Origin of the sequence: Gilliamella sp. B3817, assembly GCF_026536705.1 — a bacterium.
Classification (GTDB): Bacteria; Pseudomonadota; Gammaproteobacteria; order Enterobacterales; family Orbaceae; genus Gilliamella; species Gilliamella apicola_I.
Genome location: NZ_JAFNNV010000002.1, coordinates 381,888 through 408,322, shown reverse-complemented (window position 1 = coordinate 408,322; position 26,435 = coordinate 381,888). Strand labels below are relative to the sequence as shown.

28 protein-coding genes are annotated in these 26,435 nt (G+C 33.8%); 5 read left to right on the top strand and 23 right to left on the bottom strand.

Annotated features, from left to right (window positions below; translation table 11 throughout):
* Window positions 1-29 precede the first annotated feature (29 nt).
* From J3U36_RS04530 to J3U36_RS04480, 11 genes are all read right to left on the bottom strand, one after another.
* Entirely contained in the window at window positions 30-2,318 is a 2,289-nt protein-coding gene (locus tag J3U36_RS04530) for an MMPL family transporter (protein ID WP_267377963.1), read from the bottom strand.
* A gap of 4 nt (window positions 2,319-2,322) precedes the next feature.
* Entirely contained in the window at window positions 2,323-2,928 is a 606-nt protein-coding gene (locus tag J3U36_RS04525; protein WP_267351646.1) for an outer membrane lipoprotein carrier protein LolA, read from the bottom strand.
* A 2-nt stretch (window positions 2,929-2,930) separates the two neighbouring features.
* Entirely contained in the window at window positions 2,931-3,347 is a 417-nt protein-coding gene (locus J3U36_RS04520; protein ID WP_065559108.1) for an acyl-CoA thioesterase, read from the bottom strand.
* Window positions 3,337-5,088, bottom strand: coding sequence for a glycosyltransferase family 2 protein (locus J3U36_RS04515; protein ID WP_267377966.1), 1,752 nt, complete (start codon window positions 5,086-5,088; stop codon window positions 3,337-3,339). The genes J3U36_RS04520 and J3U36_RS04515 overlap by 11 nt, the downstream gene beginning before the upstream one ends.
* A complete protein-coding gene (locus J3U36_RS04510; RefSeq protein WP_267377968.1) occupies window positions 5,079-5,456 on the bottom strand; it encodes a 3-hydroxyacyl-ACP dehydratase FabZ family protein in 378 nt (125 codons plus the stop codon). The genes J3U36_RS04515 and J3U36_RS04510 overlap by 10 nt, the downstream gene beginning before the upstream one ends.
* Complete coding sequence (locus J3U36_RS04505) at window positions 5,449-6,834, bottom strand: AMP-binding protein (protein ID WP_267377970.1); 1,386 nt, start codon at window positions 6,832-6,834, stop codon at window positions 5,449-5,451. The genes J3U36_RS04510 and J3U36_RS04505 overlap by 8 nt, the downstream gene beginning before the upstream one ends.
* Window positions 6,804-7,157, bottom strand: coding sequence for a hypothetical protein (locus J3U36_RS04500; protein WP_267351637.1), 354 nt, complete (start codon window positions 7,155-7,157; stop codon window positions 6,804-6,806). The genes J3U36_RS04505 and J3U36_RS04500 overlap by 31 nt, the downstream gene beginning before the upstream one ends.
* Window positions 7,158-7,379: 222 nt before the next feature.
* Window positions 7,380-7,628 (bottom strand): acyl carrier protein, encoded by a 249-nt coding sequence (locus tag J3U36_RS04495; protein WP_267351635.1) that lies wholly within the window; start codon window positions 7,626-7,628, stop codon window positions 7,380-7,382.
* A gap of 4 nt (window positions 7,629-7,632) precedes the next feature.
* Window positions 7,633-7,896 carry a phosphopantetheine-binding protein gene (locus J3U36_RS04490; RefSeq protein ID WP_065559113.1) on the bottom strand — a complete coding sequence of 88 codons (264 nt, stop codon included), beginning with the start codon at window positions 7,894-7,896 and terminating at the stop codon, window positions 7,633-7,635.
* A gap of 26 nt (window positions 7,897-7,922) precedes the next feature.
* A complete protein-coding gene (locus tag J3U36_RS04485; RefSeq protein WP_267377973.1) occupies window positions 7,923-8,717 on the bottom strand; it encodes a lysophospholipid acyltransferase family protein in 795 nt (264 codons plus the stop codon).
* The gene (locus J3U36_RS04480) at window positions 8,699-9,418 is read right to left on the bottom strand and encodes a beta-ketoacyl synthase chain length factor (protein ID WP_267377975.1); all 720 of its coding nucleotides are present in this window, start codon (window positions 9,416-9,418) and stop codon (window positions 8,699-8,701) included. The genes J3U36_RS04485 and J3U36_RS04480 overlap by 19 nt, the downstream gene beginning before the upstream one ends.
* A gap of 152 nt (window positions 9,419-9,570) precedes the next feature.
* Between J3U36_RS04480 and J3U36_RS04475 the strand changes: the two genes are divergently transcribed.
* The 4 genes from J3U36_RS04475 (at window position 9,571) to J3U36_RS04460 (ending at window position 14,787) form a co-directional block, all read left to right on the top strand.
* Window positions 9,571-10,638: a class I SAM-dependent methyltransferase gene (locus J3U36_RS04475; protein ID WP_411596971.1), complete on the top strand. Its 1,068-nt coding sequence runs from the start codon at window positions 9,571-9,573 to the stop codon at window positions 10,636-10,638.
* A 37-nt stretch (window positions 10,639-10,675) separates the two neighbouring features.
* A complete protein-coding gene (locus tag J3U36_RS04470) occupies window positions 10,676-11,074 on the top strand; it encodes a hypothetical protein (protein WP_267351626.1) in 399 nt (132 codons plus the stop codon).
* A 387-nt stretch (window positions 11,075-11,461) separates the two neighbouring features.
* Window positions 11,462-13,162, top strand: a complete 1,701-nt coding sequence (gene aspT / locus J3U36_RS04465) for an aspartate-alanine antiporter (protein ID WP_267351624.1) — start codon at window positions 11,462-11,464, stop codon at window positions 13,160-13,162.
* A 29-nt stretch (window positions 13,163-13,191) separates the two neighbouring features.
* Window positions 13,192-14,787 carry a bifunctional aspartate transaminase/aspartate 4-decarboxylase gene (locus J3U36_RS04460; protein ID WP_220216647.1) on the top strand — a complete coding sequence of 532 codons (1,596 nt, stop codon included), beginning with the start codon at window positions 13,192-13,194 and terminating at the stop codon, window positions 14,785-14,787.
* Between the two features lie 282 nt (window positions 14,788-15,069).
* Here J3U36_RS04460 and J3U36_RS04455 read toward each other — a convergent pair whose 3' ends face one another.
* The 12 genes from J3U36_RS04455 to J3U36_RS04400 all read right to left on the bottom strand — a co-directional run bounded on the left by J3U36_RS04455 (window position 15,070) and on the right by J3U36_RS04400 (window position 25,425).
* On the bottom strand, window positions 15,070-16,074 hold the full coding sequence (locus J3U36_RS04455; RefSeq protein WP_267351620.1) for an aldo/keto reductase: 1,005 nt from the start codon (window positions 16,072-16,074) through the stop codon (window positions 15,070-15,072).
* Between the two features lie 29 nt (window positions 16,075-16,103).
* Entirely contained in the window at window positions 16,104-16,895 is a 792-nt protein-coding gene (locus J3U36_RS04450) for a hypothetical protein (protein WP_267377981.1), read from the bottom strand.
* Window positions 16,896-16,920: 25 nt separating this feature from the next.
* Window positions 16,921-17,694 (bottom strand): SDR family NAD(P)-dependent oxidoreductase, encoded by a 774-nt coding sequence (locus tag J3U36_RS04445; RefSeq protein WP_267377983.1) that lies wholly within the window; start codon window positions 17,692-17,694, stop codon window positions 16,921-16,923.
* 14 nt (window positions 17,695-17,708) lie between these two features.
* Window positions 17,709-18,890, bottom strand: coding sequence for an MFS transporter (locus J3U36_RS04440; protein WP_267377985.1), 1,182 nt, complete (start codon window positions 18,888-18,890; stop codon window positions 17,709-17,711).
* Between the two features lie 26 nt (window positions 18,891-18,916).
* A complete protein-coding gene (locus tag J3U36_RS04435; protein ID WP_267377987.1) occupies window positions 18,917-20,092 on the bottom strand; it encodes an acetyl-CoA C-acetyltransferase in 1,176 nt (391 codons plus the stop codon).
* Between the two features lie 54 nt (window positions 20,093-20,146).
* The gene (locus tag J3U36_RS04430) at window positions 20,147-20,824 is read right to left on the bottom strand and encodes an HAD family hydrolase (RefSeq protein ID WP_267377989.1); all 678 of its coding nucleotides are present in this window, start codon (window positions 20,822-20,824) and stop codon (window positions 20,147-20,149) included.
* A complete protein-coding gene (locus J3U36_RS04425; RefSeq protein WP_267351611.1) occupies window positions 20,805-21,053 on the bottom strand; it encodes a tautomerase family protein in 249 nt (82 codons plus the stop codon). Before J3U36_RS04425 ends, J3U36_RS04430 begins: the two co-directional genes overlap by 20 nt.
* A gap of 1 nt (window position 21,054) precedes the next feature.
* The gene (locus tag J3U36_RS04420; protein WP_267377992.1) at window positions 21,055-21,885 is read right to left on the bottom strand and encodes a hypothetical protein; all 831 of its coding nucleotides are present in this window, start codon (window positions 21,883-21,885) and stop codon (window positions 21,055-21,057) included.
* Between the two features lie 14 nt (window positions 21,886-21,899).
* Complete coding sequence (locus J3U36_RS04415; protein ID WP_267351607.1) at window positions 21,900-22,649, bottom strand: AfsA-related hotdog domain-containing protein; 750 nt, start codon at window positions 22,647-22,649, stop codon at window positions 21,900-21,902.
* A gap of 34 nt (window positions 22,650-22,683) precedes the next feature.
* Entirely contained in the window at window positions 22,684-23,304 is a 621-nt protein-coding gene (locus tag J3U36_RS04410; RefSeq protein ID WP_267377994.1) for a hypothetical protein, read from the bottom strand.
* A gap of 508 nt (window positions 23,305-23,812) precedes the next feature.
* On the bottom strand, window positions 23,813-24,718 hold the full coding sequence (locus J3U36_RS04405) for a DMT family transporter (protein WP_267377996.1): 906 nt from the start codon (window positions 24,716-24,718) through the stop codon (window positions 23,813-23,815).
* A gap of 11 nt (window positions 24,719-24,729) precedes the next feature.
* Complete coding sequence (locus J3U36_RS04400; protein ID WP_267351601.1) at window positions 24,730-25,425, bottom strand: SDR family oxidoreductase; 696 nt, start codon at window positions 25,423-25,425, stop codon at window positions 24,730-24,732.
* 106 nt (window positions 25,426-25,531) lie between these two features.
* On the opposite strand from J3U36_RS04400, the gene J3U36_RS04395 reads away from it, so the two are divergent.
* Complete coding sequence (locus J3U36_RS04395) at window positions 25,532-26,422, top strand: LysR family transcriptional regulator (protein WP_267351599.1); 891 nt, start codon at window positions 25,532-25,534, stop codon at window positions 26,420-26,422.
* Window positions 26,423-26,435 lie beyond the last annotated feature (13 nt).

Here is a 26,435-nt window from a genome sequence, read left to right as displayed (position 1 = left end):
AATTCCTGATATTTCTATTTATTTGTGTTTTATGTTTTATTTCTTATAACAAGTGGAGCAAATAAAAAAGCGCCAAATATGCCACTTGTTAAAACTAAACCAAATCCCATAATTGCACTAGTATGGCTAATAATGAGTAGACCAAACGATAATAATGTTGTTAAGGCAGCCAAAATCACTGCCAATAGTGCACTTTGAGTTTGGCTTTTATCATTACTTAAAAATAGACTATAGTCGATACCGATGCCAATGACAAGAATCAGTGCTAACATTGAGAATAAATTTATTGTTTGCCCTATTATACCATGTACCGATAGCGCGATACCAATTGATAACAGTGTAGGTAATGTGCTTTTTAACGCAAATTTTAAACCTTGTTTGATATTATAAAAAATAAAGCACAAACAAATAATTAATACGGCTCCAACCATTAATTGTGATAAATGGATTCGATAATGGGTAAACATGGTATTAAATTCTGAACGGCGATCTAACCAATAAATACCTTGATCTGGTTTGGATAACGCTTTAAGTTCAGTTAATTGCTCAATCCCACTAATGGGAATTAATGTTGCACTTTTCCCATCTTTCAATGATAACCAGAGTAACTTTCTACCTTGACTAATTACACTTTGTTGCCATTGTTCGGGAGTGATAACATCAATAGGTTGCACAATGTTTGGTGGATTTGCATTAATACCTAATTGTTGCAATGAAGCTAGGATTTCAGGGGCATATTGCTGAATCAGCGCAACATTTTTTTGCTGTTTTTTAATAGAAGGTAAATTAATTATTTGATATTGTGCAAATACGCCTTGTTGTTTTGCATGTTCTAATTGTGGGATAAAATTTTCAAGCCGCTGTAATGTTTGCTGAGCATTATCGCCAAAAACAATAAACCACTTTTGTTCGTTTGATTGGTGTGTAATACTGACTATCTGTTTTTCCTGTTGTTGTAGTTCGGCTGGCAAAGTTTGTAATTTACTAATATCATCATCAACTTTTAAATGTATTAATCCATAAGCAATAAAGATTAATGCAAAGATCACCATGCCCCATTGCATCACGCTCGATTGCCAAAGCTGAAGCCAAAAAGTTAATAAATGTTGACCAACTTGTTCACGAACAGGTAATTTTTTAACTAAAAAAGGATACCAACATACGACTGTTAAAAATGCACCAGTTAAACCAAATACAGCAAAAACAGAAAGTTGTTTTAAACCAGGAAATGGGGCAATTAATAAAATTAGATAGGCTATAAAGCTGGTGCATAATGCAATGAACAATGTAGAAATTAATTTTTTCAAACTGCTCATTGCTGATTCACGATTGCCATGAAGCAAACGTTCGGTTAGATAGTGCAATGAATAATCAATTGTGATGCCGATGATACTGGTACTCATGACAAGTGTCATAATATGAATTTCACCAAATATTGAGAGAACCGCAACTAATCCACAAATCATACCAATAAAAATTGATAACAATGAAAGAAAAACAGGTCTGACAGAGCGGAATACCGTAATCATTAATATAATAATGCCAATAATGGATAAACTGCCAATCGTGGTAATATCTGCTTTTGCCTCAGTACTTGCGTGATCACTATAGAACAGTACGCCCCGTTTTAAAATTTGAGTATCAGGCCACTTTGTTTTTAACTGTTCAGCTAACAAATTAAGTTGTGTCACCATTTGATGTGAAGCGTTCATATTAAACGATGAACCGTTTAATTCAGCATAAATCATATACCAGATATCACCTTGTGCATCTTGGGCTGCTAGCCAATTATTTTTTATTGTTAAATGATGCGTGTCACTTAGTTGATTTAGTTGAGATGAACGGGTAAGTAATAAGGGATCGTGGTTAAGTTCAGCTGCACTAACACCACTAAATGGCGAATAAAGTTGGCTTTGAATCCAACTAAATTGAGTGCCAGTTTTAAGTCGTTCAATGGTTTTTGCATCCAATAATTGATAACGATATTGATAAGTAAAAGTCCCCCAATTTTGCTGAAAATTTTCATCAATTAGCCCATTAACTTGAGCGATGAAAGACTGTTGTTTTAGATTTTGGTACCACCATGTTATGGGGGCTAAATTATGGGGATCTGTCGGTTTGATTAACCAAACCAGTTGTTTATCAAGCCTGTCTTGAAATCCATTAATAAGTTCTGTCGGCACATCGTGAGTTTGTTCTTTCGGTAACAGTGATAAGACACTACTGTTAAGTTTGCTATTCAAAATAAGATAACCGAGCGCAAGCATCAAACCCATAACGACTAACAGCCACCAAAAAGCTCGTTTTTTTGATTTCATTGAATTATTTGAATAATGATAGTTCATGTTCTGTCAAATTAGCCGTTTGATGTTTTGAAAAAGTGATCACTGTTTTATCATGTTGCATATCATTGAGTGTTATCGTATTTAAATGTTTATGACCAGTCAGAATTATCTCTTTAAATATTTTGTTCAATGGCGCAAGTTTGGGGGTAAGGATAAGTGTCCATTGATGCTCTTGTTCTGACAAATTTATCATGAAGTTATTTTCTAACTTTTGTTTATCAGCAGTGAAAATAGCTGTTAGCAGATGGTTAAATTCGAATAATTGAGGTTGATTTTCAGCGGTAATAATTTGAGGCGTTTGATCATCGATGCGTTGCTCCATTCTTTGATTATTCATTTTCAAAGTCATCGTAAAAGGCGTTTGTTGTTGCCACCATAATCCCCATTTTTGGGATAAAATCATCTTTCCGGTTGAATGAAGCGGATTGGATAATCCATTTATATAACGATTTTGCGTAAAATTCGCTCGAATCACTTCATTTTTACTGAATTGGTGTTGCAGTTCATCAAGTGTGATAGCGTAAGTTAGGCTTGAAAAAAATATTGCAAGGGTAGTCAATAGGAGCGCAATAAATTTATTCATTTTTATAATCCAAATTGATTTAAGAAAATTTGAGGGGTGATAAAGCTCATTTCTTGTGTTGAAGCAGAGACGGCAACTTGTATGGTATAGCCCGATGTCATTTTTTTTTCGGTTTTAGCATCTAAAATGAGATAATTAATTTTTATCCGATGTTCGTATTCTACCAAGGTAGCAACAATTTTTAATGTTTGTTCTGCTATCGTCGGCGATATGTATTTTATTCGCGTATCAACAATCGGCCACAAATAGCCAGAGTCGATCATTTCTTGATAACCGTAATTAAATTTTTGGAATAGGGCTTCTCTTGCTTTTTCAAAAAATTTTAGATAATTACCATGCCATACCACTCCCATTGCATCTGTATCATGGAATGAAGTGGTATATTCAATTGTTACGCTGTGTTTCAAATCATTTTTCATTACTTTTATTTCTTATATTTAATTTATTGGGATCGGGTTGACTGAATTGCCAAAAATCAAAGAAATTAAACCAGTCTAAAGGGGATAAAAGACAGTAATATTCTAATCTTTTTGCATAATTTTGAATGATCATTTCAAGTTCAGCTTGGCGATTTTTTCTTGATGTAATCAGTTTATCAGCAAAATGCTCTAAATAGACTTGATAACGCCCATTGGGTTTCAGCCCCCAAACTAAATAGACAGGGTAACCTAAAGCTGATGCCAAAACAAAACTACCTTTAGGAAATGGCGCTGGTTTACCCAAAAAATCAGCCCAGATTACGCTGTTTTCTTGAATTCTTTGGTGAGGATTGCTTGATGTTCTATCACCCACAATAGCGACCCATTCACCGGCTTCAAGCTTTTGTTTAAGTAAGATTGCTGTATCTGGCCCTAAGCTATCAACTTCAATTAAATTAAAGGTTGAGGCTTGATTGACTTCTTTTAATACTTGGTTAAATCGTGCGGCATTTTTTTTAAACACTAATGCATTAATTTTTACATCATGTGAATACTCTGCAATGGCTCGGCACATTTCTATGTCACCGAGATGTGAGCAGATTAATACTATGCCTTGTTTTTTATTTATTAAATCGAAAAATATTTGTTTGCTGGATGAATAAATATCTTGAATGTTAATATCCCCTTGCCAGCTGGCTAATTTATCTAAGAGTGAATCGCCAAAACGCTGAAAATGCCGAAAAGAAGTCAGTTGTTTTTTATCAACTAACGGGACATTTTCATAAAATTGTTTAACTTGTTGCAAATAGTTTTTTGATGCTTGACGTTGTTTTTTTCCGGTTAACCAAAAATAACTTATAACCGGAAACATGATCGTTTTTGCCACTTTTTTACCAAAAATTTGGTAAAGTTTGAGGATCAATTTGATTCCCCAAAGACCTTTTCTTTCTTCTATCTGTGACCAATGTGACGGTGAAGCCTTTTGGAATGTGTTTCGTTTAATTAATGTTGGGATACGTGGCAACATACCAAAAAATAATCGGGTATGCATCCATGTGATGAGTAAATTATCTTTTAATGGTTTAAAGTGTGAAATGCCATCTTTAGGATAAGTGACTTGAGTAGGAACAAAAATTGTTGGCATACCTTGCCAGTACAACCTCACCATAATATCTGTATCAAAATCCATTCTTTTGCCAATTTGATAATGCGCAATTAAATTACATGTTTGTTGCAAAGGATAGATACGTAATCCGCACATGCTATCTTTAATTGAAAATGATAAGGTTTCAACCCAGACCCAAAAATGAGTAATATATCGGGCAATGAGCCGATGTTTAGGAACAGAGCTATCATAAACAGGGCAACCCGAGATAAGTGCATACGGATTTGATTGTGACTGAAGAATCAATTCGGCAATAATGTCGGTATCATGTTGTCCGTCTGCATCGATTTGTATCGCATAGGTATAGCCTTGATTTAAAGCATAATTGAGCCCCGCCATCACCGCCGCTCCTTTACCTTGATTAATCGGTAAATGAATTAAGGTTACCCACGTAAATTGGCTCGTGATTTGTTTAAGTTGCTGCGCTGCATCGGGGTCGCTACCATCATCGACTAAAATACAAGTTAATTGATAAGATTCAATGCGTTTAAGTACGTCTGATAGCGTTTGGCTATGATTATAACAAGGAATAACAAAGCAATAATCTGTTGCTGAATGTAATGACGCTACTGACATAAGGTTAGCTTTCCTGAACTAGCAACTTTATGACTATCATTGTTGGTAATAGTATATTTAAATTCAAGTTTATTGGATTGTTTATGCCAAACTAAATTTAAAATAATAGGATCATTAGGCAAAACAGGGCATTGAAATTTGACAAGATCGATTGATATTAGATTAAATTTTCTGCCAAAGATTTGATTAGCATAATAAATCGCCCAGTTTAGTTGAACAACGCCCGGTAATAATGGTTGAGACGGAAAGTGTCCTTTAAACCAGAAAAGATCATCTGGAACAGTAAATTCAATGCTTGCTTCAGTTTTAGTCAAATGATCTATTTCGCTAACATTGGTTATTATTTCATTTACATATTTTTTATTCATTATTCTTCTTTAACGCATTAAACAATGCTTTTAATTCAATGTAACTGGATTTTCCTTGAGAATTCTTAGGAAGAAACTCAACAAATCGCCATCTTTTGGGCATTTCAATTAATGATAATGTATCTTTCAATAAAAGTCGAAAATATTGTGTTAATTTTAAATGATTGTAGGTTTGCAAAAGTTTTTTATGTCTTGGCGTTAATTGAATAACGGCACCAAGTATTGTTCGATTATTTTGTTCTAATGGAATAATTATTACCTGTTCAACTTCGTTAAGTTGATTAATTTTATTTTCTATATGGGTAAGTGAAACTCGATTTTCAGAGATCTTAATTATTTTGTCTTTCCGTCCCGATAGATGAAAGTACTTATTACTGACTATTTTCATTTTATCATTCAGAACTTCAGGTTGATCTAATAATGGCGTGTATAAAATGGCTTGTTGCCAACGTTGATCATACTCAATTCGCATAGAAGAAAAAAGCGTCCATGGCGTATTCGGCTGGGTTTGTTGTCGAGTAGCGATAATACCGGTTTCACTTGAACCATAGATTTCATTTGGTAAAACGCCTAAATTTTCGAAACAAAATTGTGATTCTTGATAACTTAATTTACCTGCTGATGAAATCACTTTATCACAATTTATTACGGGTAAATGATTATCTAACGTTTTAATAATCGATGGGGTTGTGATGTAAATAATACGTTTATTCTTGAATGTTGCCAAATGTTCTTGATAAAGCACGGGTTCACAAACAAAAGGTATTTTACAGCACAGTGATAACATGATTTTAAACGTTAATCCGTACATGTGTTCATGTGACACAGATGCAATGACAAGATCATAAGTTGTTTTTCCCCAATCCTTATTAAGTATTTCAATTTCATGTTGTAACTGATAAACCGATTTTTCAATTGGTTTTGGCAGACCCGTTGAGCCAGAGGTAAAGAGCGTTAATGTCTGTTGTTTAAAATCATAAGTTAATTGTTTTTTTTCATTGCAAAAATTTGCTAATGGTAATTGATTAATATTGATGATCTTCTTATCGATAAATTGACTGCTATTTAGCTCGTTATCGGTTAAAAGAGCGGTGTAGTATTGGCGCATCTCTTGATGAGATGGATTAAGGAGTAGAGGCTGTTTTCCTGAATAAAATAATGCCAATAATCCCGCTACGAAATTAAAACTATCATGCATTGATAATGCCCATAATTGGTTATTATCGTGTTTTAATGCATGGCAAATTTCGAATACTTTGGTTTTAAGATCCGCAACGGTTAAAGGTTGTTTGTGTCTAAATGCGATAACTTCTTGTTCTGATCGCAGTAACTGCTGTGATAATAGATTTAACGTTGAAATTTTTGACGGATTAGCCATTCCATTCCCATACAAATTCCGATTAAAAGGTAGCTAATTAAGCCATTATAAATTGTCCACCAATACATGTTTTCAAGTAAGCATGTTATTAAGGCGACAGAGCCATTAAAAATAAAAAATAGACTCCAAAAAATAGTCACATTACGTTTATAACGTATAGCCTGATCGGGTAATTGTGGATTGTTCATTCTGGCAAATTTTTCAATTATTGTTTGTGGTTGAGTTAATGAGTAACTAAATACAATAAAAAATATCAAATTAACGGCTACCGGATAAAACAGTAGGAGTTGATATTTTGAAAATAGCCAGCTAATTACGGTCAACAATAACCCAAAACATGTTACAACTATGCTTAGCCATTTAATATTTGAAAATAGTTTTGGTAATGTGATTAACCTAAAAACAAATAAAAATATCAAATAAAAAATAGCTAATTCAACATGTTGGTAGTGTAGTGATAAGTAAATAATAAATGGATAAAAGACAAATAAAATATTGGTTATCTTGTTTATTATTGACTTAACTTTGTTCATATTATTATTTTATTATTGATTATTAACTAGTTTGTTTACTGCTTCAACAACATCTTGGACTGTTCTTACCGATTTGAATGTCTCAGGATCAACTTTTTTACCAATCTTTTTTTGTAGATGAACGACTAAATCAACAGCATCAATACTATCAAGATCTAACTCTTCAAAAAGTTTTGATTCGGGTTTAATATCGTCTGGCGATAATTCGAAAAGTTGTACAAGTGCAGATTGAACTTGTTCAAAAATTTGTTGCTTGTCCATATATTTAGGCTCCTTGTTGTTGAGACACGATAAAATCAGCTAATGTTTTAACAGAATAAAACATTTTTTTGGTATCATCACTTTCAGCGGATAATACAATACCAAATTGGTTTTTGATTGCTAAACCCAGTTCTAACGCATCAATAGAGTCTAAGCCTAAGCCTTCACCAAATAGGGGGGCTTCAGTATCTATATCCTCAGGAGTGATGTCTTCTAAATTTAATACATTAATTATTAACGTTTTAATTTCATTGTGTAGTTGTTCCATTAAAGTACCTTTATCTTTGCTATAACTTAAATATTCTCAGCCTTAATCAGGACAGAGGTTAAATATCGTGTTAATTTTCTTGCTGCGACAGTTGTATTTGGCTCGACAAAATCATCAATCGAAATTTTTTCACCAATCGTAACGTTGAATGATGTTTTTTTGATAGGGATGTCATACCATTTTTGTTGTTTTATCAAAAAAGGAGGATCGCATTGAATATGAATAAGCCGAATATCGGCATGGCAACGTAATGCAATATTTGCTGCACCTCGTTGTAATTTCATCGGTTGATCTGGAACGGTTCGAGTTCCTTCTGGGAATATGAGTATTCGCCCATTATTGGATAATATTTGTTGGCATTGTGGTAATATCTTTTCCGATTCCGCATTTAATATATATCCGGCTGTTTTGATAATACGACTAATAAAAACGTTATTTAATAATGCGCCTTTGACTAAACAATCGCAACGTGGCATAACAGAAACTAACAGTACCACATCAAGCAAAGAAGGGTGGTTAGCCACAATCAGACAATTTTTATCTTGTTTCAGTTTTTCAAGTCCATCAAATTGATATTGAATAATCCCTAATGATTTTATAATGCCGATAAAAATTTTAAAGCAAATACTTATACTATACTGAGCAACTGTTATTCGGTCGTTTTTATTCCAAATGGCTAGTCTTAATAAACTAAACCAAAAAATTGATAAGACAACAAAACCAAAAACGCCAAACAATAGGAAACCAAATGCTATTGCGAATAATCGCCAACATTGATTTAAAGTATAGATTTTTTTTGAGGTTACTGATTTAATGTCCATTGCCAATCTTGAGAATGTCCTTGAATAATAAAATGTTTTTGTTTACACAAATAAGCGTGTAAAAAAGCGATTGATTGAGGATAAATAGGTTGGTAGACCTGTGATGATTTATCGATGCTTTGACAACTTAATTGATCACCGCTTGTTAATATATAGCCAACGGCATAAGCAGGAACATGATAATTAATCTGTTTTTGATAGGTTTCTGGAACAAAACCATCAAAATCGACAAGCAAGACCTTTTTGTTACCATGATGTAAGATTGAAAATGCTTCAATTAACCCCTGTTGAAAGCTGTCATTGTGTGCAGAAATTGAGCTAATAGGTATACTTCTATTACTGATGATAGTGACTAATCCCGATGCCGTATTATGCACAGAAAGTGCGAAATCGGTCGGTGAAATATCATGATTTTGATTCATCGAAGTTAGGATTTTATGGGTTCTTTCCAATTCACCATGTTGGCTGGTGAAAATCGCTAAATCCAAATGATGATTGTCAATCAGTTCAAGTCCAACATCCACAGCTAATCGAGAGCCCATACTCATTCTACGGGCTTGCATCATCGGTATTTTTTTCGTTTTTGGTAAGGGCATATCCCAATTATGATTAAAAGATGTTGACCATAATTCCCAGTCAGATTTTGTTGAGAGACCAGAAGATAAAGCAAACCAATTTTCAATGGTAAAAGAAAAATTCATTTTTATTTCAATTTTTTAGCATTTTAATTATTTAATTCTTTACTTAACACTATTTTGTAATATTATTACAAAAAAATATCCTTTAACGGATAATTTACTAATACAATACATTAAATCAACAAAAAGGCAATAGATTGACTGGACAAGAAAACATTAGATATGGATATAACGAAGATAAATACTCTGCGTTAGAGGCGATAACGGAAGCACAAAAAATCGCATTTTCGCCTATTTTATTTCAAGCTGTCCTTTGTATGAGAGATAAAGGAATATTAGCAAGTATAGACCGAGCAAGTACTGACGGAATAACGGTTGATGAAATCATTAAAGAGATTGATTTATCTGAATATGCAATTCAATTATTACTCGATATTGGTTTAAGTATGCATGTCATTTATCAACAGCATTCCCGTTATTTTTTGGCAAAAATTGGTCATTATTTATTGCATGACAAAATGACGAAAGTTAATCTTAATTTTACTCAAGATATTTGTTATGAAAGCATGCGCTATCTTCAATCTGCTCTTGAATCGGGAAAACCAGAAGGTTTAAAAGTTTTTGGTGATTGGTCAACCATATATCCTGCCTTACAAGTGTTACCTGAAAAAGCCAAAAAAAGCTGGTTTGAATTTGACCATTTCTATTCTGATCATTCCTTTCCTGCCGCTTTTTCACATATTGAACAATTAAATCCAAAGCATATTTATGATGTGGGAGGCAATACAGGTAAATGGGCACTTTTTTGTGCTAAACAAAATCCGAATATTAGAATAACGCTTTTGGATTTACCGCAGCAAATTCATGTTGCCAAGCAAAATATTCAACAAGCTGGTTTATCTGATCGGATTGAGGGCTTTGAAGTTGATTTATTGAAAGATGAGATTTTACCCAATCAAGCTGATGTTTGGTGGATGAGTCAGTTTCTTGACTGTTTTAGTCGTGAACAAATTACTCGCATTTTAACACTAATTCATCGCAGTATGAAAGATGATGCAACGGTTTGCATTATGGATTTGTTTTGGGATAGGCAGACATTTGAGGCCGGTGCATTAAGTCTGAATGCCTCGTCTTTATATTTCACCTGTTTAGCAAATGGCAATAGTCGTTTTTACCATTCTAAAATATTTTATCAATGTTTAAATGAAGCAGGGTTTCATGTTGAAAAAGATATTGATGGCTTAGGTTATGGACATACGTTGTTAATTTGTAAAAAACGTTAAATCAAAAATTAATCACTTTTATTCAAGGAGTAAACAAATGAAGTTTTTTAAGTTGATAATAGCCACTTTTTTTATCTGTCTATTATTTGGTTGTGCCAATAAATATGAGGCACCAAGAACAGTTGAGTCATCATCGCAAGGTTTGAGTAAAGAGCAGGTTAAAAATGCTATTTTAGCGGTGAATAAAAAACGTGATACTCGATATGGTATTTGGAAACTAGATTTAATTGATAACAACAATATTCGTGCATCGTTATTAAATCTAAAATATGAAGCTACCATGAATATCAATTTCTCTTCAGAAGGCTATAAAATTCAATATAAATCAGTCAGCCCAAATTTAATTAATAAGAAGGGTGAAGTTCATCGTAACTATAATCGTTGGGTCAATGATCTAGATTATAGAATTCGCCAAAATATTTTCAAAGTCCAGTAAATAAAATCAATTTGGAATGGAATTTAATCTCTACATAAATTTGTCCAAAATTGATAAAAATTAAGCTCACTTTATTGTGTACTTAATAATTACCTATTTTAGTGCGTTATCATTTTTTAATGATAACGCACTAATCTTCTAAAGTATTCTCTAATTAGTTTAAATAAGTTATTACAGTAAAAATTCCTTATTTTCAAAAAGGAACAAAAAAAAATTTTTACCATTTTTCTAACGATGATATCAATTGTTAAAATTAACTTTCTATTCTTTAAATAGCAGTTTAATATATTAATGTATTCATAAAAATTAGTGAATATTCTTCAAATTCCTTTTTATATCTTTTCATATATTCTTAATTCATCATTTTAGCACTTGAGGACAATGATTATGTTTCAATGGCTTTCAAATTGGATTTTAGATGGACTCAAACACTCACCAGAAATATTATTATTTCTCTCATTGAGTTTAGGTTATTTAATTGGTGGGATTCGTATCGGTAAATTTCAGCTGGGTGGCGTAGCCGGTTCATTGCTTGTCGCTGTAGCACTGAGTGTATTTGGTGTAACTGTTGATGCTGGCGTTAAAGCGGTACTTTTCGCACTATTTATTTATGCTGTTGGGTTTGAAAGTGGCCCCCAGTTTTTCCGATCTTTAGGTATTAAAACATTACGAGAAATCTTTTTAGCACTTTTCATTGCGGTTGCAGGTTTTGTGACTGTCGTTGTTTTAGCAAAAATATTCCATTTAGATAAAGGGTTGGCAGCCGGTCTTGCCGCAGGGGGATTGACACAATCTGCTATTATGGGTACTGCTTCTGATGCGTTAACTCAGCTTGGTTTAAGCGCAGAAGAGCTAAGTCGTTTACAAGGTAATGTTACGATTGGCTATGCTGTAACTTATATCTTTGGTTCCCTTGGTGCCATTATTGTTTGTGTTAATATTTTACCTAAAATCATGGGTAGAGATATCAGCGATGATGCAATTAAGGCGCAAGCTGAACAACTTCATGGCTCGATGTTATTAGGTGCTAATCAAAATTTTGCCTTATCTGATATTAGTGGTCGTTTGTATCGGGTGACAAATAAGATTAATCAAAGTGTTTCAGATATAGAAAAAACGGTAAATGGCATTAGCATTGAACGAATAAAACGAGGCAATAAAATTCTTGAGGCGACACCTGAAACAGTGATTAAAGCTAAAGATATTATTTTAGTTGTTGGTCACCGTGATGCTATGATCCAAGCGAATGATCTTTTGGGTACAGAAATTAATTCTGCATCAGGAATGGATGTGGTGATGAATACTCAAGATGTTGAAATGCGTAATTCTCGTTATGTTGGAGAGAATTTAACACAAGTACTTTCATCTGACGAAGTAATCAGTTTAAAACATGGTATCTATTTAGTTGCGATTCATCGCGATGGTCAAAGCCTTCCATTAAACAATGATATTGTTTTAAAACTAGGTGATGTGATAACCATTTATGGGGCGGATAGTGATCTTCGACGTGTTATAGATCGAATTGGTGCACCGATTACCAAAAGCGAAAAAACAGATTGGATATTTCATGGTTTAGGTCTTGTCGTTGGGCTGATTATTGGATTAATTGTGATTCGGGTTAGCGATATTCCAATTACCCTAGGCGCAGGTGGCGGTGCATTACTTTCTGGTCTCTTATTTGGTTGGTATCGATCTTTCCATCAAACCGTAGGCAATATTCCAACTGGCGCTTTGCAACTTTTAAAAGATTTTGGTTTAGCAGGCTTTGTCGCTGTCGTGGGTTTAAGTTCTGGTCTTCAAGCAATCGATACCATTAAAGAACAAGGTTTATCACTGTTTTTAATCGGAGTTGTGGTCACTCTGTTACCGATGTTACTGGCGATTTATTTTGGTAAATATGTACTTGGTTATAAAAACTCTGCCGTATTTGCCGGTGCTTTAGCGGGTTCACGAAGTGCTAATCCAGCCTTTGGTGAAGTGCTAAATAAAGCAGGCAATTCAACACCGACTAATTCTTTTGCTATTACCTACGCACTGGCGAATGTATTCCTAACTTTATTAGGTCCATTGGTTGTGGCTTTTGTTTAAGCAAAAACTCAAATTAAAGGTAAAAGATTATGAAGAACAAATCAGATTATGCAAAATATGCTAATTTAAGTCCTTTTGAATTAAAAGATAACTTAATTAAACTTGCCCAAAGCCATCCTGATCATGCTATGTTAAATGCAGGACGTGGTAATCCTAATTTTTTAGCAACTTGGCCGCGTCAAGCTTTTTTCCAGCTTGGTGTTTTTGCGATTCAAGAATCCGAAATGTCTTATTCTTATCTCAATGAAGGGGTAGGTGGTTTTCCAATTAAAGATGGATTAACAGGGCGCTTTGAGCATTTTATTCGTCAAAATTACAATACTCCTGGTGTTCCATTCTTAGGTAAAGCATTTTCGTATATTCGTGATCAACTTGGTCTTGATGAAAATGCATTTTTACAAGAAATGGTAGAAGGAATTTTAGGTTGTAACTATCCTGTTCCTGATCGAATGCTACGGTTCAGCGAAAAAGTCGTCAAATCCTATGTGTTAAGACAAATGGGGGCAAGCTATCTAAATATCGATGATATCGACCTTTTTGCAACCGAAGGTGGTACAGCCGCCATGGCTTATGTTTTCAATTCGATGAAAGAAAATGGTTTGATTCATAATGGCGATAAAATTGCAATTGGTGCACCAATTTTTACCCCTTATCTTGAAATTCCAGCCTTAAATGATTATCAATTAGTTGAAGTATTAATTAATTCGGATCCTAATTTAAATTGGCAGTATCCTGAATCTGAATTACGCAAATTAGAAGATCCTGCTATTAAAGCTTTCTTCCTTGTTAACCCTTCCAATCCACCATCCGTAAAAATTGATGATAAAAGCTTAAAAATTATAGCTGATATTGTTAAAAAACGTCCTGATCTCATTATTTTAACGGATGATGTGTACGGTACATTTGCCGATGATTTCCAATCTTTGTTTGCTATTTGCCCTAAAAATACCATTTTAGTTTACTCATTCTCTAAATATTTTGGGGCAACCGGTTGGCGTTTAGGGGTAATTGCAACAGCACAAGATAATGTCATTGATAAAACAATTCGATCATTGCCAAGTAAAGCAAAACAAGTTTTAAATAAACGTTATAGCTCAATTGTTACCGATCCTGAAAATCTTAAATTTATTGATCGTTTAGTTGCTGACAGTCGTGCAGTTGCATTAAACCATACAGCAGGACTTTCAACACCTCAACAAGTGCAAATGGTATTATTTGCACTTTGTGAAATGATGGACACGGATGAGAGCTATAAAACAACGTTGAAAACATTAATACGTCGTCGTGCGGCTTCGCTATATCAGCATGTGGGTCTGAAACATAAAACAGATGGAAACAGTGTTGATTATTATACGCTAATCGACCTTGAACACATTTGTCGTGAACTTTATGATGATAAGTTTGCCAAATGGATTCTTAAAAATAAAAATCCTTCTGAATTGCTATTTAGAATTGCTGATGAAGCGGGTGTGGTGCTATTACCGGGTAAAGGGTTTGCTGTACAACATCCTTCAGCTCGTGCCTCATTAGCTAACTTAAATGAGTATCAATATGCGGCAATTGGCTTATCGATGCGTAAACTGGCTCAAGAGTATTATGATGAATACAAAGGCAAGAAAAAATAGAAAACGAACTTAATCGTTATAATAAATCACATAAAAAGCCCTAATTATTCGGGCTTTTTTTTTATTTAATATCTAATATCAAAATTTTAATAATGAACAAAATAAAATAGCGTTTATGGATATTCCAAACTGATTATTTTTTAATGATTTTTATTATCTCTATGCGGTATAAAAATAATATTTAAGCAATAATTGTGTATCACCTGTTACTTATATTGCTGATTGATTGTTTCAATAAAGCAACATTAGGCTCTCATTGTTCAATGCTCAGTCAGAGTATTTTTAAAAGATACCTTTCATACCTTCTGGTGTATAGCGGTCTCCTTTAATATCAATACGATTTTTTAAATCATTGAGAATGGTAAGATCTTCTTTTTCAAGCGTAACAAAACAGGCATTAACATTTTCGAACAAATATTTTTCTTGTTTTGTACCAGGAATAGGAACAACACCTTCCCATTGCGCAAGCAACCACGCTAAAGCAATTTGACCACTTGTACAATCATATTTAATTGTCATCGGTTTTAGTGCATTTAATAGTAGTTTGTTGTGCTCTATGTTCGCATCTAAAAATCTTGGGTTAGTTTTACGAAAATCACCGTCTGCAAAATCTTTTCCTGACTGATATTTTCCTGTCAAAAAACCACGCCCAAGCGGAGAATAGGGAACCAGTCCAATATTTAACTCTTTTAATAGCGGTAATAGATTATCTTCAATATCCCGAGTCCAAAGTGAATATTCAGTTTGAACAACATCGACTGGAAAGACTGAATGTGCGCGGATTAATAAATCTTTAGGTACTTCACAAAGACCAACATGCTTAATTTTTCCCTCTTTTACTAATGTTGCCATCGTCTCCATTGTTTCCTCAATGGGGTTTTCGGGATTGATTCGATGAATATAAAAGAGGTCGATTTGTTCAATACCTAATCGTTTTAAAGATGCTTCACAGCATGATTTTATGTATTGAGGAGCATTATTTATTTTTCTTTCATAGCCAATAGTATTGTTTCTATCTATTCCACATTTAGTTGCAATACATAATTGTTCTCGTTGTGATGAAGTTAATTCTTTTAGCAATGTTCCAATGAGTAATTCGTTTTGCCCACGACCATACATATCAGCTGTATCAATCAAGGTTATGCCACTATCCACAACGGAATGTAGCAACCTAATTGAGTGCTGATCATCAGTAGGGCCATAGAACTCACTCAGTCCCATAGCTCCATAACCTATTGCACTGACACTAATATCTGAGCCTAACGTTCTTTGTGGTAATTTATGCATTTAAAAGTTCTCCAATTTGTCCGTCATAATTAATCATTATTAAACCTATATACCGCTCCATCTCCCCATGTTCCTATATAATAATGATTATTGTATAAAGCTAATGCTACAGCACCTGATAACGATGAAACTAATGTATCTAATTTTTTAGTTTTTACATCAATCTGACGTACCATATTGGCTCCATTATCAATTACCGCAACCACACTAGGCGAAACAGTGACAATACCAACACCTGGTCGAGTAAATCCACTACCTAACTCAGTTTTATTGCCATTCGGGTCAATCATTGTTAAACGACCGCTATATTGAGAAACCACTAAACTATTATCTGGAAGTTGTGTGACGCCGACTGGAGTAGATAATCCTCGTACGATAATTTCTTTCTGACCACTGTTCAAATTGAGTGATACGATTTCACCCGTCGAACGATTGGTAATAAGCAAATTTCCAGAATTTGAAAATGCAATGCCTGTCGGAGTATGATAACCGTCAGAAATTTTTTGAGCTTCTCCATTTGCGGTAATTTTTAAAATATAATCACCACTATAAGAAGATACATAGATATTATCTTGTTTATCTATGACAATTCCAGCGGGTGAGGAAATATTCGAATATACGGTTTGTTTGTTGCCTTTAGTATCTATTTTAACCACTGAATTACCAGACCAATTGGTCACATACATCGCCCCAGAACTGTCAAAGGCAATCCCAGTTGGAGCATTAAATGACTTAGAAACAGTTTTTAATTCGGCCATACTCATCGCTCCATAAAAAGTGGAAAAGATAAAAATGAGGGTAGATAGTAAAAATTTTTTCATAATAGGTATTCTCCTTAAAATTGTTTTAATAACCGATTGATGCCCCACCATCAAGATTGATTGAAGCACCGTTGATATAACCAGCTTTTTTACTGAATAAAAATACAATGGCATTGCCTATATCATTGACATCAGTAAATTTGTTTAATGGATTCATTTTTCTGAAATTATCATTTAATGATTCCGCAGTTGTTGAGAAAGATTGTGCGAGTCTGGTTGAGGTTTTGTACCAAGATTCAGATTCGGTAATCCAAGGATTAATGACGTTGATGCGAATTCCATGCTTTCCTAAATACTTTGAAGCAGCTTTAGTAAAGCCTGCTAGGGCTGCATTGACGGTACTATTTATAATGAAATCGGGGTTTGGATCGTAACAAAATGTTCCATTAATAATGACAACTTTTCCTTCACGCTTATTGGTTGCCATTAATTTTGTGACCTGTTTGGTCATATTGATTGAGCCCCAAAGTTTACTTTGAAGAGATTCGTCCCAATCATTTTTGGCGGATAAAAAATAATCAATCGGTTCCCCTAGACCTGCAGCATTGACTAATCCGTCAATTGGCGTGTTTGCCCAAATAGACGATAATTTTTCGGCAACTTGATCTTCTTGAGTAATATCGATGATCTGAGTAAGAATATGCTTATTGTTTGTTAACAACTCTAATTCTTGATGCGTAGCGGATAATTTATCTGAATTTCTTCCGACAAGGATAACCTTATAATGATTTTCTAGAAGAACTTTTGCAATCCCTTTGCCAATTGACCCAGTTCCACCCGTTACCATGATAGTTTCCATTTTATTTTTTCCTATTATTTTGTTAATTTGAGACCGAATAGCGCTATCACTATATTGATGATCGTCAGACTAATACTGGTAATCATTACCCCATTCCAATTAAAGTTCTCATAGAAAATACCTAATACGTAAGTACCAATACTTCCTCCAGCCAAACAAGATAAAAGATATAAAGAAGAAATAGCGCCTCTTGAATTAATCGGTACAATTTGATTAAGTATTGAAATGACTATAGGTTGCAGTCCAAACACAAAAAGAAATAAACAAAAAATACCTAAGGCGATAAAAAATAAATTGGTACTAAATCCGATAGTGATAACTGATATGCTGACAAATACAAGGCAAATAATTAATAATCTACCTTTAGTCATAAATTGAGATAATTTGCCTGTGATGATAGTACCAATGACGGCGCTGATTCCTGCAAAGTTTAACCATCCTAATACCGTTGATGAAAGATAAAAAGGCGAGCCTTTTAAATAGAAGGTTAATAATGATGATAATCCAAGGTAAACAAAAAACAGAAGAAAACCAACAAACAGAAAAATAAGTACCGTTTTATTTAGCAGTAACTTAGCCGCGGTGAGATAAGTACTTGCGATACTCATGTTGGAAGTATTGTTGTTCGTGTTTTTTATACCCATTGGAATAAAAAGACAAGCAAAAACAATTAACAATGCATAAATAAAGAAGGCAATTTGCCAAGACCAATAATCAGTCATCATGGCTACTACACTACGGCTAAAAATAATACCGACAATAGAGGCGGAAATCATCACTCCCATTGCTTGAGGCAATTTTTCATTAGGTGTATTCTTAGCCGTATAGGCAAATAAAGCAGCCGGAACTGATGCTGCGAAAAAACCGATTAATGACATAATGATTAAATAGAGACTGAATGATTCGACTATACCAGATAAACCAAGACAAATAATGGTTCCAATACTCCCAAATACCACTAAAAATCTTGTTGATACTTTATCTGATAATGGACCATAAATAAAAAAGGAAATAGCGTAGAAAAAACAAGATAAGCTAAATATACTTCTTGCATCTAAAATATCAATGTTAAAACTTTTTGAAATTTCCTGAAAAATGAGTTGGCTGATATAAACTGAACCGACCAAAAGCACAATAAGTACGGCAGAAACAAGAATACTTGTAGTTGATTGTTCTTGTTTCTGTATTGATTTCATGCCTGATTCCATAATCTAATTCCTCTTTAATTTCGATGAATACTCATTGCCACCCCTTCACCTCCACCGACACATAATGCAGCAATACCGACATTGAGATTCTGTGATATTAGTTGATGTATAAGTGTAACCAAGACACGACAACCTGATGCACCAATCGGATGTCCTAATGCAATTGCACCACCGTTAACATTAAGTTTATCGTTAGTTAACGCTAATACTTTTTGGACAGCTAAAGATTGTGAAGCAAATGCTTCATTACACTCAAACAGATCGACATCATCAATAGACATACCTGTTTTCTTCAAACAAGCTTCGATGGCACTAATCGGACCCAGCCCCATAACAGAAGGATTGATACCAGTATTGGCAAAAGCAGATATCGTGACCATAGGTGTTAATCCTAAAGATATTGCTTTTTGTTTACTGCATACTATTACCGCTGCTGCACCATCATTAAGGGATGATGCATTACCGGCAGTGACAACTCCCTCCTTTTTGAAGACAGGTTTTAATGTTGATAATTTTTCCAGTGTTGTTTCTCTCGGTCCTTCATCTTTATCAATCACGACTTCACCTTTTTTGGTGGCTAAAGTTATTGGAATGATTTCATTGGCAAAACAATTATTCTGTATTGCATTTAAGGCTTTCTGATGCGAGGACAGTGCAAAAATATCTTGTTCTTCACGAGTAATATGATGACTTTCGGCAACATTTTCAGCTGTTACCCCCATGTGATACTGATGAAAGGCATCGGTTAATCCGTCATTAACGAGTGTGTCAATTAATGCCGAATTCCCTAAACGGTTACCTTTACGAATTCCTTTAACAGCATGCGCTGCGGTTGACATGCTTTCTTGTCCTCCTGCGATGATCATTTGCGCATCGCCATTTCTAATTGCTTGAACAGCTAAATTGATAGCCACCAAACCCGAACCACAGACTTTATTCACCGTTAATCCCGTTACTTTTTCGGGTAAACCTGCTTTGATCGCTGTTTGTCTTGCTGGATTTTGTCCACAACCAGCGGTTAAAACTTGTCCCATAATGACTTGATCGATTTCGTTAGCAGGAATATTCGATTCTTTTAGCATATTTTTAATGAGCATTGCGCCTAATTCTGTTGCTGGTATGTCAGCAAAACTACCAAGAAATGCTCCAATAGCGGTTCTTTTGGCCGCTACAATTACAATTTCTTCCATATTAAAATTTCTCCAATCTAAATGTTAATTATCTTTAACATTGCTTTTTTTAAATCATAAAACTTGCCAGTTATTTTGTTTGGCAAGTTGTAACATCGTAGGATGATCGCCGACGTAAACAGAATGACCGACACAAGACAACATATTTAAATCAGAAATATCATCTCCATACCCGTAGCTACTGCTTAAATCGATTCCTTGTTCTAAGGCAAATTTTTCGATTGCGGTGGCTTTACCCGCTCCAATAGTTTGTATCCCTGTAATTTCACCTGTCAAAATTCGCTGTTGGTCAACAACCGGATTAACACACAAAATGTCATCTACTTTTAAATATTCAGCAATCGGTTTTAAAAGCGGTAGCATTGACCCAGAAACAAATACTGTTCGTTCGCCTCTAGTTTGATGTTGATGTAAGCGATCAACTGTTTTTTGAATAAAGGCATTCTTGTTGACAACATTTTGCTCAAACCAAATCTTACCGATTGAAAATAGTTCATCCATGCTCATACCCGAAAGTAATTGGTAGTACATGGAATTGAGTTCTTCTCTTGGTCGATTGTTAGCTCTTGCTTGTTTGAATGCGTCATCAAATTGAACTTTGAGATCATGAAGTTTTTTTACTTCAGACAGATATTCAAAAAAATTAAACATACTTTTGATCGTTATAAGTGTTTCATCCACATCAAAAAATGCAGCTATAGCTTGATTTGTATTACTTTTTGTTTGCATCATGCTCAGCGTCCTTACTTATATAAGCCCTGCTTTTGGTTAGAAAGTTAGGATCAGTTCCTATCACGCCTGCATCTGACCACCTTGAAGGGGAAACTTCTTGAAGGCTAATCGAGATTTTATCGATAGGGCAACCTAAAATTTTATGCGTCGCAACTGTTATTTCTTCGAGTAATTTTTTAGCTTTTTCATCATCAGATATCGGCCAGCTGATAATATTGATATGTGGCATGTTATTTCTCCTTAATTGGGGTTGTAATTAAATGGTCAAATAAATCTATTTGACTCAATTTGAGTTGGGCATGGACATCGCCTCCTAGTCCAAAATATCCAATTGCACCGCCATAAGACTGTTGTGAACTCATGAACAGCACAATGACGTTGATAATTCGATTACTGTCTTTTTCATGTTTTGGAAAAGGATTGTTCAAAATGGCATAATAGTTAGCAAAACCGTTATTATCAGTCACAAAAACATTAGGAATTCCTAAAGGCCCAGGGCGGGTTAATTCTTGCGGATTAAGATCTTTTTCTCTTAAGCTCATTACGGTGTAAAGGCTATTTGGTATTAAGTTTTTAAAACAAAAATCAAATCGAGCAACGGAACCATCAATGGTTACATCAAGTGTTCCTTGCGCTTTTAACCAATCACTCAGTACAATTTTATTGAGTTTTCGAAGTCCGTCATTTTCCCGATAGTCATAGATATAACCATTACTTAATGGAAGACTAGGGCGTTGGATTTGTGAAGCATTAGGGCATTGTTCCGGTGCAAAGACCATTGGATAATTATTTAAAGGTAGCGGAAGCGGTAATGTAAAAAGCTCTATTTCTGCGAGTCTTTTTTCATTTTTTATATCTAATTCTTCAGTAATTGTATAAGCACATGTTTCACCAAATTTGGGTAATTGGCTTTTTGGGGAAACTAACGCCATCCCCCACGAGATGGCATTATTCTCCTTGATTAAATTTCCTACAACGACAAAGTTACCGTGCTTATCAACCACTTCAGAAGGTGGATATAAAGGGCCTTGTGTTGTTGGAATTAATTGGAATTTTGACATAACGCTTTCCTTTTTTATGCCATAAAACTTTTATATTCAGTCAAATATAAAGCCACTGCATCTTTAGCTAACTTTGATTCTTTTTCTAAAAGTTCTTTCGCCGGATATACCACGTAACTGGTCAACATCGTGGCACAAATTTTATTTGCCTGTTTGATTGTTATTTTGGCTTTCAACTTTGACCGATAATTATTTTGGTCTATGTCGAGAAGTTCAAAATGAATGATGGCTGGTAAAGGAAATAAAAAGTTTTCAAAATTGACATTCATTTCATTGATGACAAAATAGGTGTCTTTTTTATTTTCTTTTGCGAGAAAAAATTCTTCTGTTATTGCAATAAAAGTTTGTCTGAAAGCTTCAGTAATAATCATTCCCTGTACATGACTACCAGTTTGATGATCACCCATAAGCATATTTCTTTCATCAAGAATAAAAGGTAATTCAAAATTAGATTGATCCAATTTTTTTGCTTGACCGATTAGCACGTTATAAGTGTTGTGTTGATGAGTATAAATATTCGGTGCAAAATTATTACCATAAAATGAAAATAATGAACTCAAATCCAAATGTTCAGGGCTATTGTTGCTAATGTTAAATTTACTTATTTCATCATTTTTACACCCCAATCCAGGAAATAAATGATTTTTAATGTTAAAAACTTTTGCAGGCATTTGTGCCATTATGGCAAGTTGGCTTAACGTAATCGTTCCATCAAGTTTTGCAAATTCATTGAATTTATCGCCAACAACAACTAATTTATTCAAAATGATTCTCCTTATAATTAATAGTGGAAATCTATTAACCACCTAATTTTCTATAGATTTTTGTATAAAGTCCTTCTTTACCACCGGTGATGTAGCTGTCTCCTGCTTGTGCAACAATCGTTTTGTAATGCTCATCTGTAAATGGTTTTATGTAATCTTCAATAGCTCCGTTAAAGCATGAGATAAACATTACGCCAGGAATTTGGCTAATGAGTGAATGATAAGCATCAAAAGAAGTGATTTTGTCAGCGTTACTTTTAACAACATTGAAAATAGTTTCGTTGCGCCATTTTAAATAAGCGTTATAGGCTGTAGGTAATACTTCGACATGACGAAGTTGAACAAAATTTGTTTGAGGAATGACAGTAACGGAACGGATAGGACTTTCAACATAAAAAAGTAATTCACGCTTAATATCGCCGCACAGATAGTTAGCATATTCGGTAAAACCCTGTGCAAAACTTTTTTCGTAATCTGCTAATTCATTTAACGAGCCTAACGCGATAAATTCAATCAATTCTTCTTTATCATCCGAAATATAAAAACTATGTTTGTTGATAAGATCTTTAGATTTGGTTAAAGCGAATGTTTCAATTTCCTGTCCTTTTTCTTTTTTTACAGGATATCGGTTTATTAATAAATATTGTGATGGCATTTTTTATTTCCTCTTTCTGATATACAAAAGTGATCATTAGTTGTACAACTGTTGAAAGACTAAACGGAAATAACAAAATACAAAAATACTTATTTTGTGATATGAAATTGATATCAAAGAGAATATTTTCTGTGTTAAGTCGATTGAATTTGATTGGAATTATTAAACTTTAACTTGATGATTTAATTGACAATTAAATGTTTTTCTTAATATGATTTCGTGATGATGGTTAGAAATTTAGAATGAAAGGCAGAGTGCTATACACAAATCATTCAAGAGAGTGTGTTTTGATATTGACGCAAGGATTTGAATAACTAAATTCCATTTGTCTGATCTAAAAAGATGGGTATTGAGTTTTATTATGATTAATCTGTTATCGCCATATTATTGTATTGTGATACTCTGAATTGCCATGACAAAACTCGCTAATAAAGATATTTGTTCAATAATGTGGTCAGTTGCCACACTATTAAATCAGTTTGTGAATATATTTATTACATCGTTTTGATTAATCCTTTTTCATAACAGTTTTATACGCACCTGTTGCACCTATAACGCCACCAATCACCATGAAAGCACCGATTAACTGTAAAGCAGTTGGTATCAAGCCATTTATAAAAGCCAATAATAGAGTAAAAACGGGGACTAAATTGAAAAATACAGACGTTTTTGCCGCACCAAGATTTTTTATACCGACGTTCCAAAATAAATAAGCCAGTACTGAACCAATTATTCCCATGTAAATAAGTATTAAGTGATGACACAATGAAATATTAATGATTGCATTCACTAAATTACCCTGAAATATTGTAAATAGAACAATGCCTACTGTACCTATTAACATGGTAAAACTTGTGGTTTGTAGTGGTGTTGAGTTGCTGATAAATTTACGACATCCGACAGTATAGATTGCCCAGGCTAAATTACCCAATAAAATGATTAAATCACCACGGTTAAAATGCAACTTGATAATATTATTAATATCGCCATTACTGATAACAAAAATCACACCAACCAAACTTATTAACATGCCAATTACTTGTGACCATAACACTCGATATTTATCAACAATTGACGCAATTAACGTTGTTGTGATAGGTGACGTTGCCATGATAAGTGCACCATTAATCGGAGATGTTGTTTGTAATCCTATAAAGAAAGCCAAATTGAATCCGGTGATACCACATAAACCAAGAAGAGTATACGGTTTCCAATTTGATTTAAATGCAATGATATTATTTTTATCTTTAATAAGCATAAAAATAAAAATGGCAATAGCGGCGATAATAAAACGTTCAGATGCAGCTGTAAGAGGGGTGACAGATGCCACAACAATCGAGCCCGCATTAAAATTAGAACCCCAAAAAAAGGCAGATAAAGTGACAAGTAAAAAAGCTAATTTATTGTTTTTCATTTTAATCTTCCTCATTTCCATAAAAAAGCATCTAACGTTATTGATGACACTAATAACTCTTTCGGCGTATTAATTAAAAACATGATTATTTCAGCAACATTACTTGGTTTAAGCATGCGAGATTTTTGTTCATCGTTAAAACTTATATATTTTTCCATATGTTCTCTAAAATCAGTGTCAACTTTATCCAAAACAAGATTGGAAACTTTAATACCTATAGGCTTGCAATATTCTTTTAATCCTTCACTAAGACCTTGTACTGCATGTTTAGACACTGAATAAGAATACATATCTTTACTTCCTTTTAATCCCCATATTGATGAAATATTAATTATGTGAGGATTTTGACTTTTTTTCAAAAAAGGAAGTATTCCACGGGTTAAGAAAAAATATCCACTTACATTGACGTTAAGTGTATTTACCCACTCTGTATCTGTTGTTGTAAAAGGATCGTTAAAATATGATACTCCAGCGACATTTATTAAAACATCTATGGTTCCCAAATGTATTCCAGCTTCTAAAATTGCATTCTTAATTAGTAGTGGATCTGTCAAATCAAGTTTGTAAGTAAATAAACTATCTGAATTAAGCTCGTTTATTTTTTTCTCTGACAGATAAGTAGCAAAAACTTTGTGCCCTTGTGATAAAGCAATGCTTACCACTTGATGACCAATTCCACTTTCTGTACCAGTAACAAATATATTCATGAATATTTTTCCTCTTAAAATAAAAAATTATAAATAAACTATTTTTCATTCTATTTAGAATTCATTTATAGTACTATGATCAAAATAACAACATTAAATTCCAAAAATGAAATTATCAATCGATGACTTACTCATATTTGTTAATGTAATTAAAGAAGGTAGTATCGTTAAAGCGTCAACTAAGCTTTCAATACCATCTCCGACAATCAGTAGGCGCTTAACTCAGTTAGAAGAAGCTATTGGTGGTCTTTTGATGTTCAGAAGCAGTAGAAAAATAACGCTGACGACATTGGGACAAATGTATATTGCTAAATTTACCAATTTAGTAGAGGAGTTTGTCGAAACAGCTGAAAATTTAAATGATTATTATAAAAAATTATCGGGCACAATTAAAATAACAGCACCAATAAGCCTGACACATCAATGGTTTGGTAAGTGTATTTTTTCTTTTATGAAAAAATACCCGGATATAAAAATAGATTTGATGGCAACTAATAAAGTTGTCGATTTGGCTGATTTGAATATTGATATTGCTATCCGAGTAGGAGATCTAACCGATAGCAGTTGGGTAGCTAAAAGAATCTTATTATCCAAAAATATATTGTGTACCTCTAAAGAATATTTAGAACGAATTGGTGGTTGTGCTCATCCAATTGATTTATTGGATAAAAATTTAATCAATATTAATCATAATTTAACTTGGTCACTGACCAATAAAACCCAAAATGAGTATTATGAAGTGAGGTCAATCCCATGTTTAGTCATGGATGATACGGAACTGATCATTGAGGCTGCAAAAGAAGGAATGGGAATTTGCTTTGTCCCATCTCAATTTGTCAAAAATAGTATATTAAAGGGGGAGTTGATACAAATATTACCAGATTGGATTGGCAGCACTAGACCTATTTATTTAATATTTAAGGATAGAAATTACATGCCTAATAGAGTAAGAATTTTCAAAGAACATATTGAAAATTATGTGGATTTAAATGTATAGAGGTTTAAGGCAT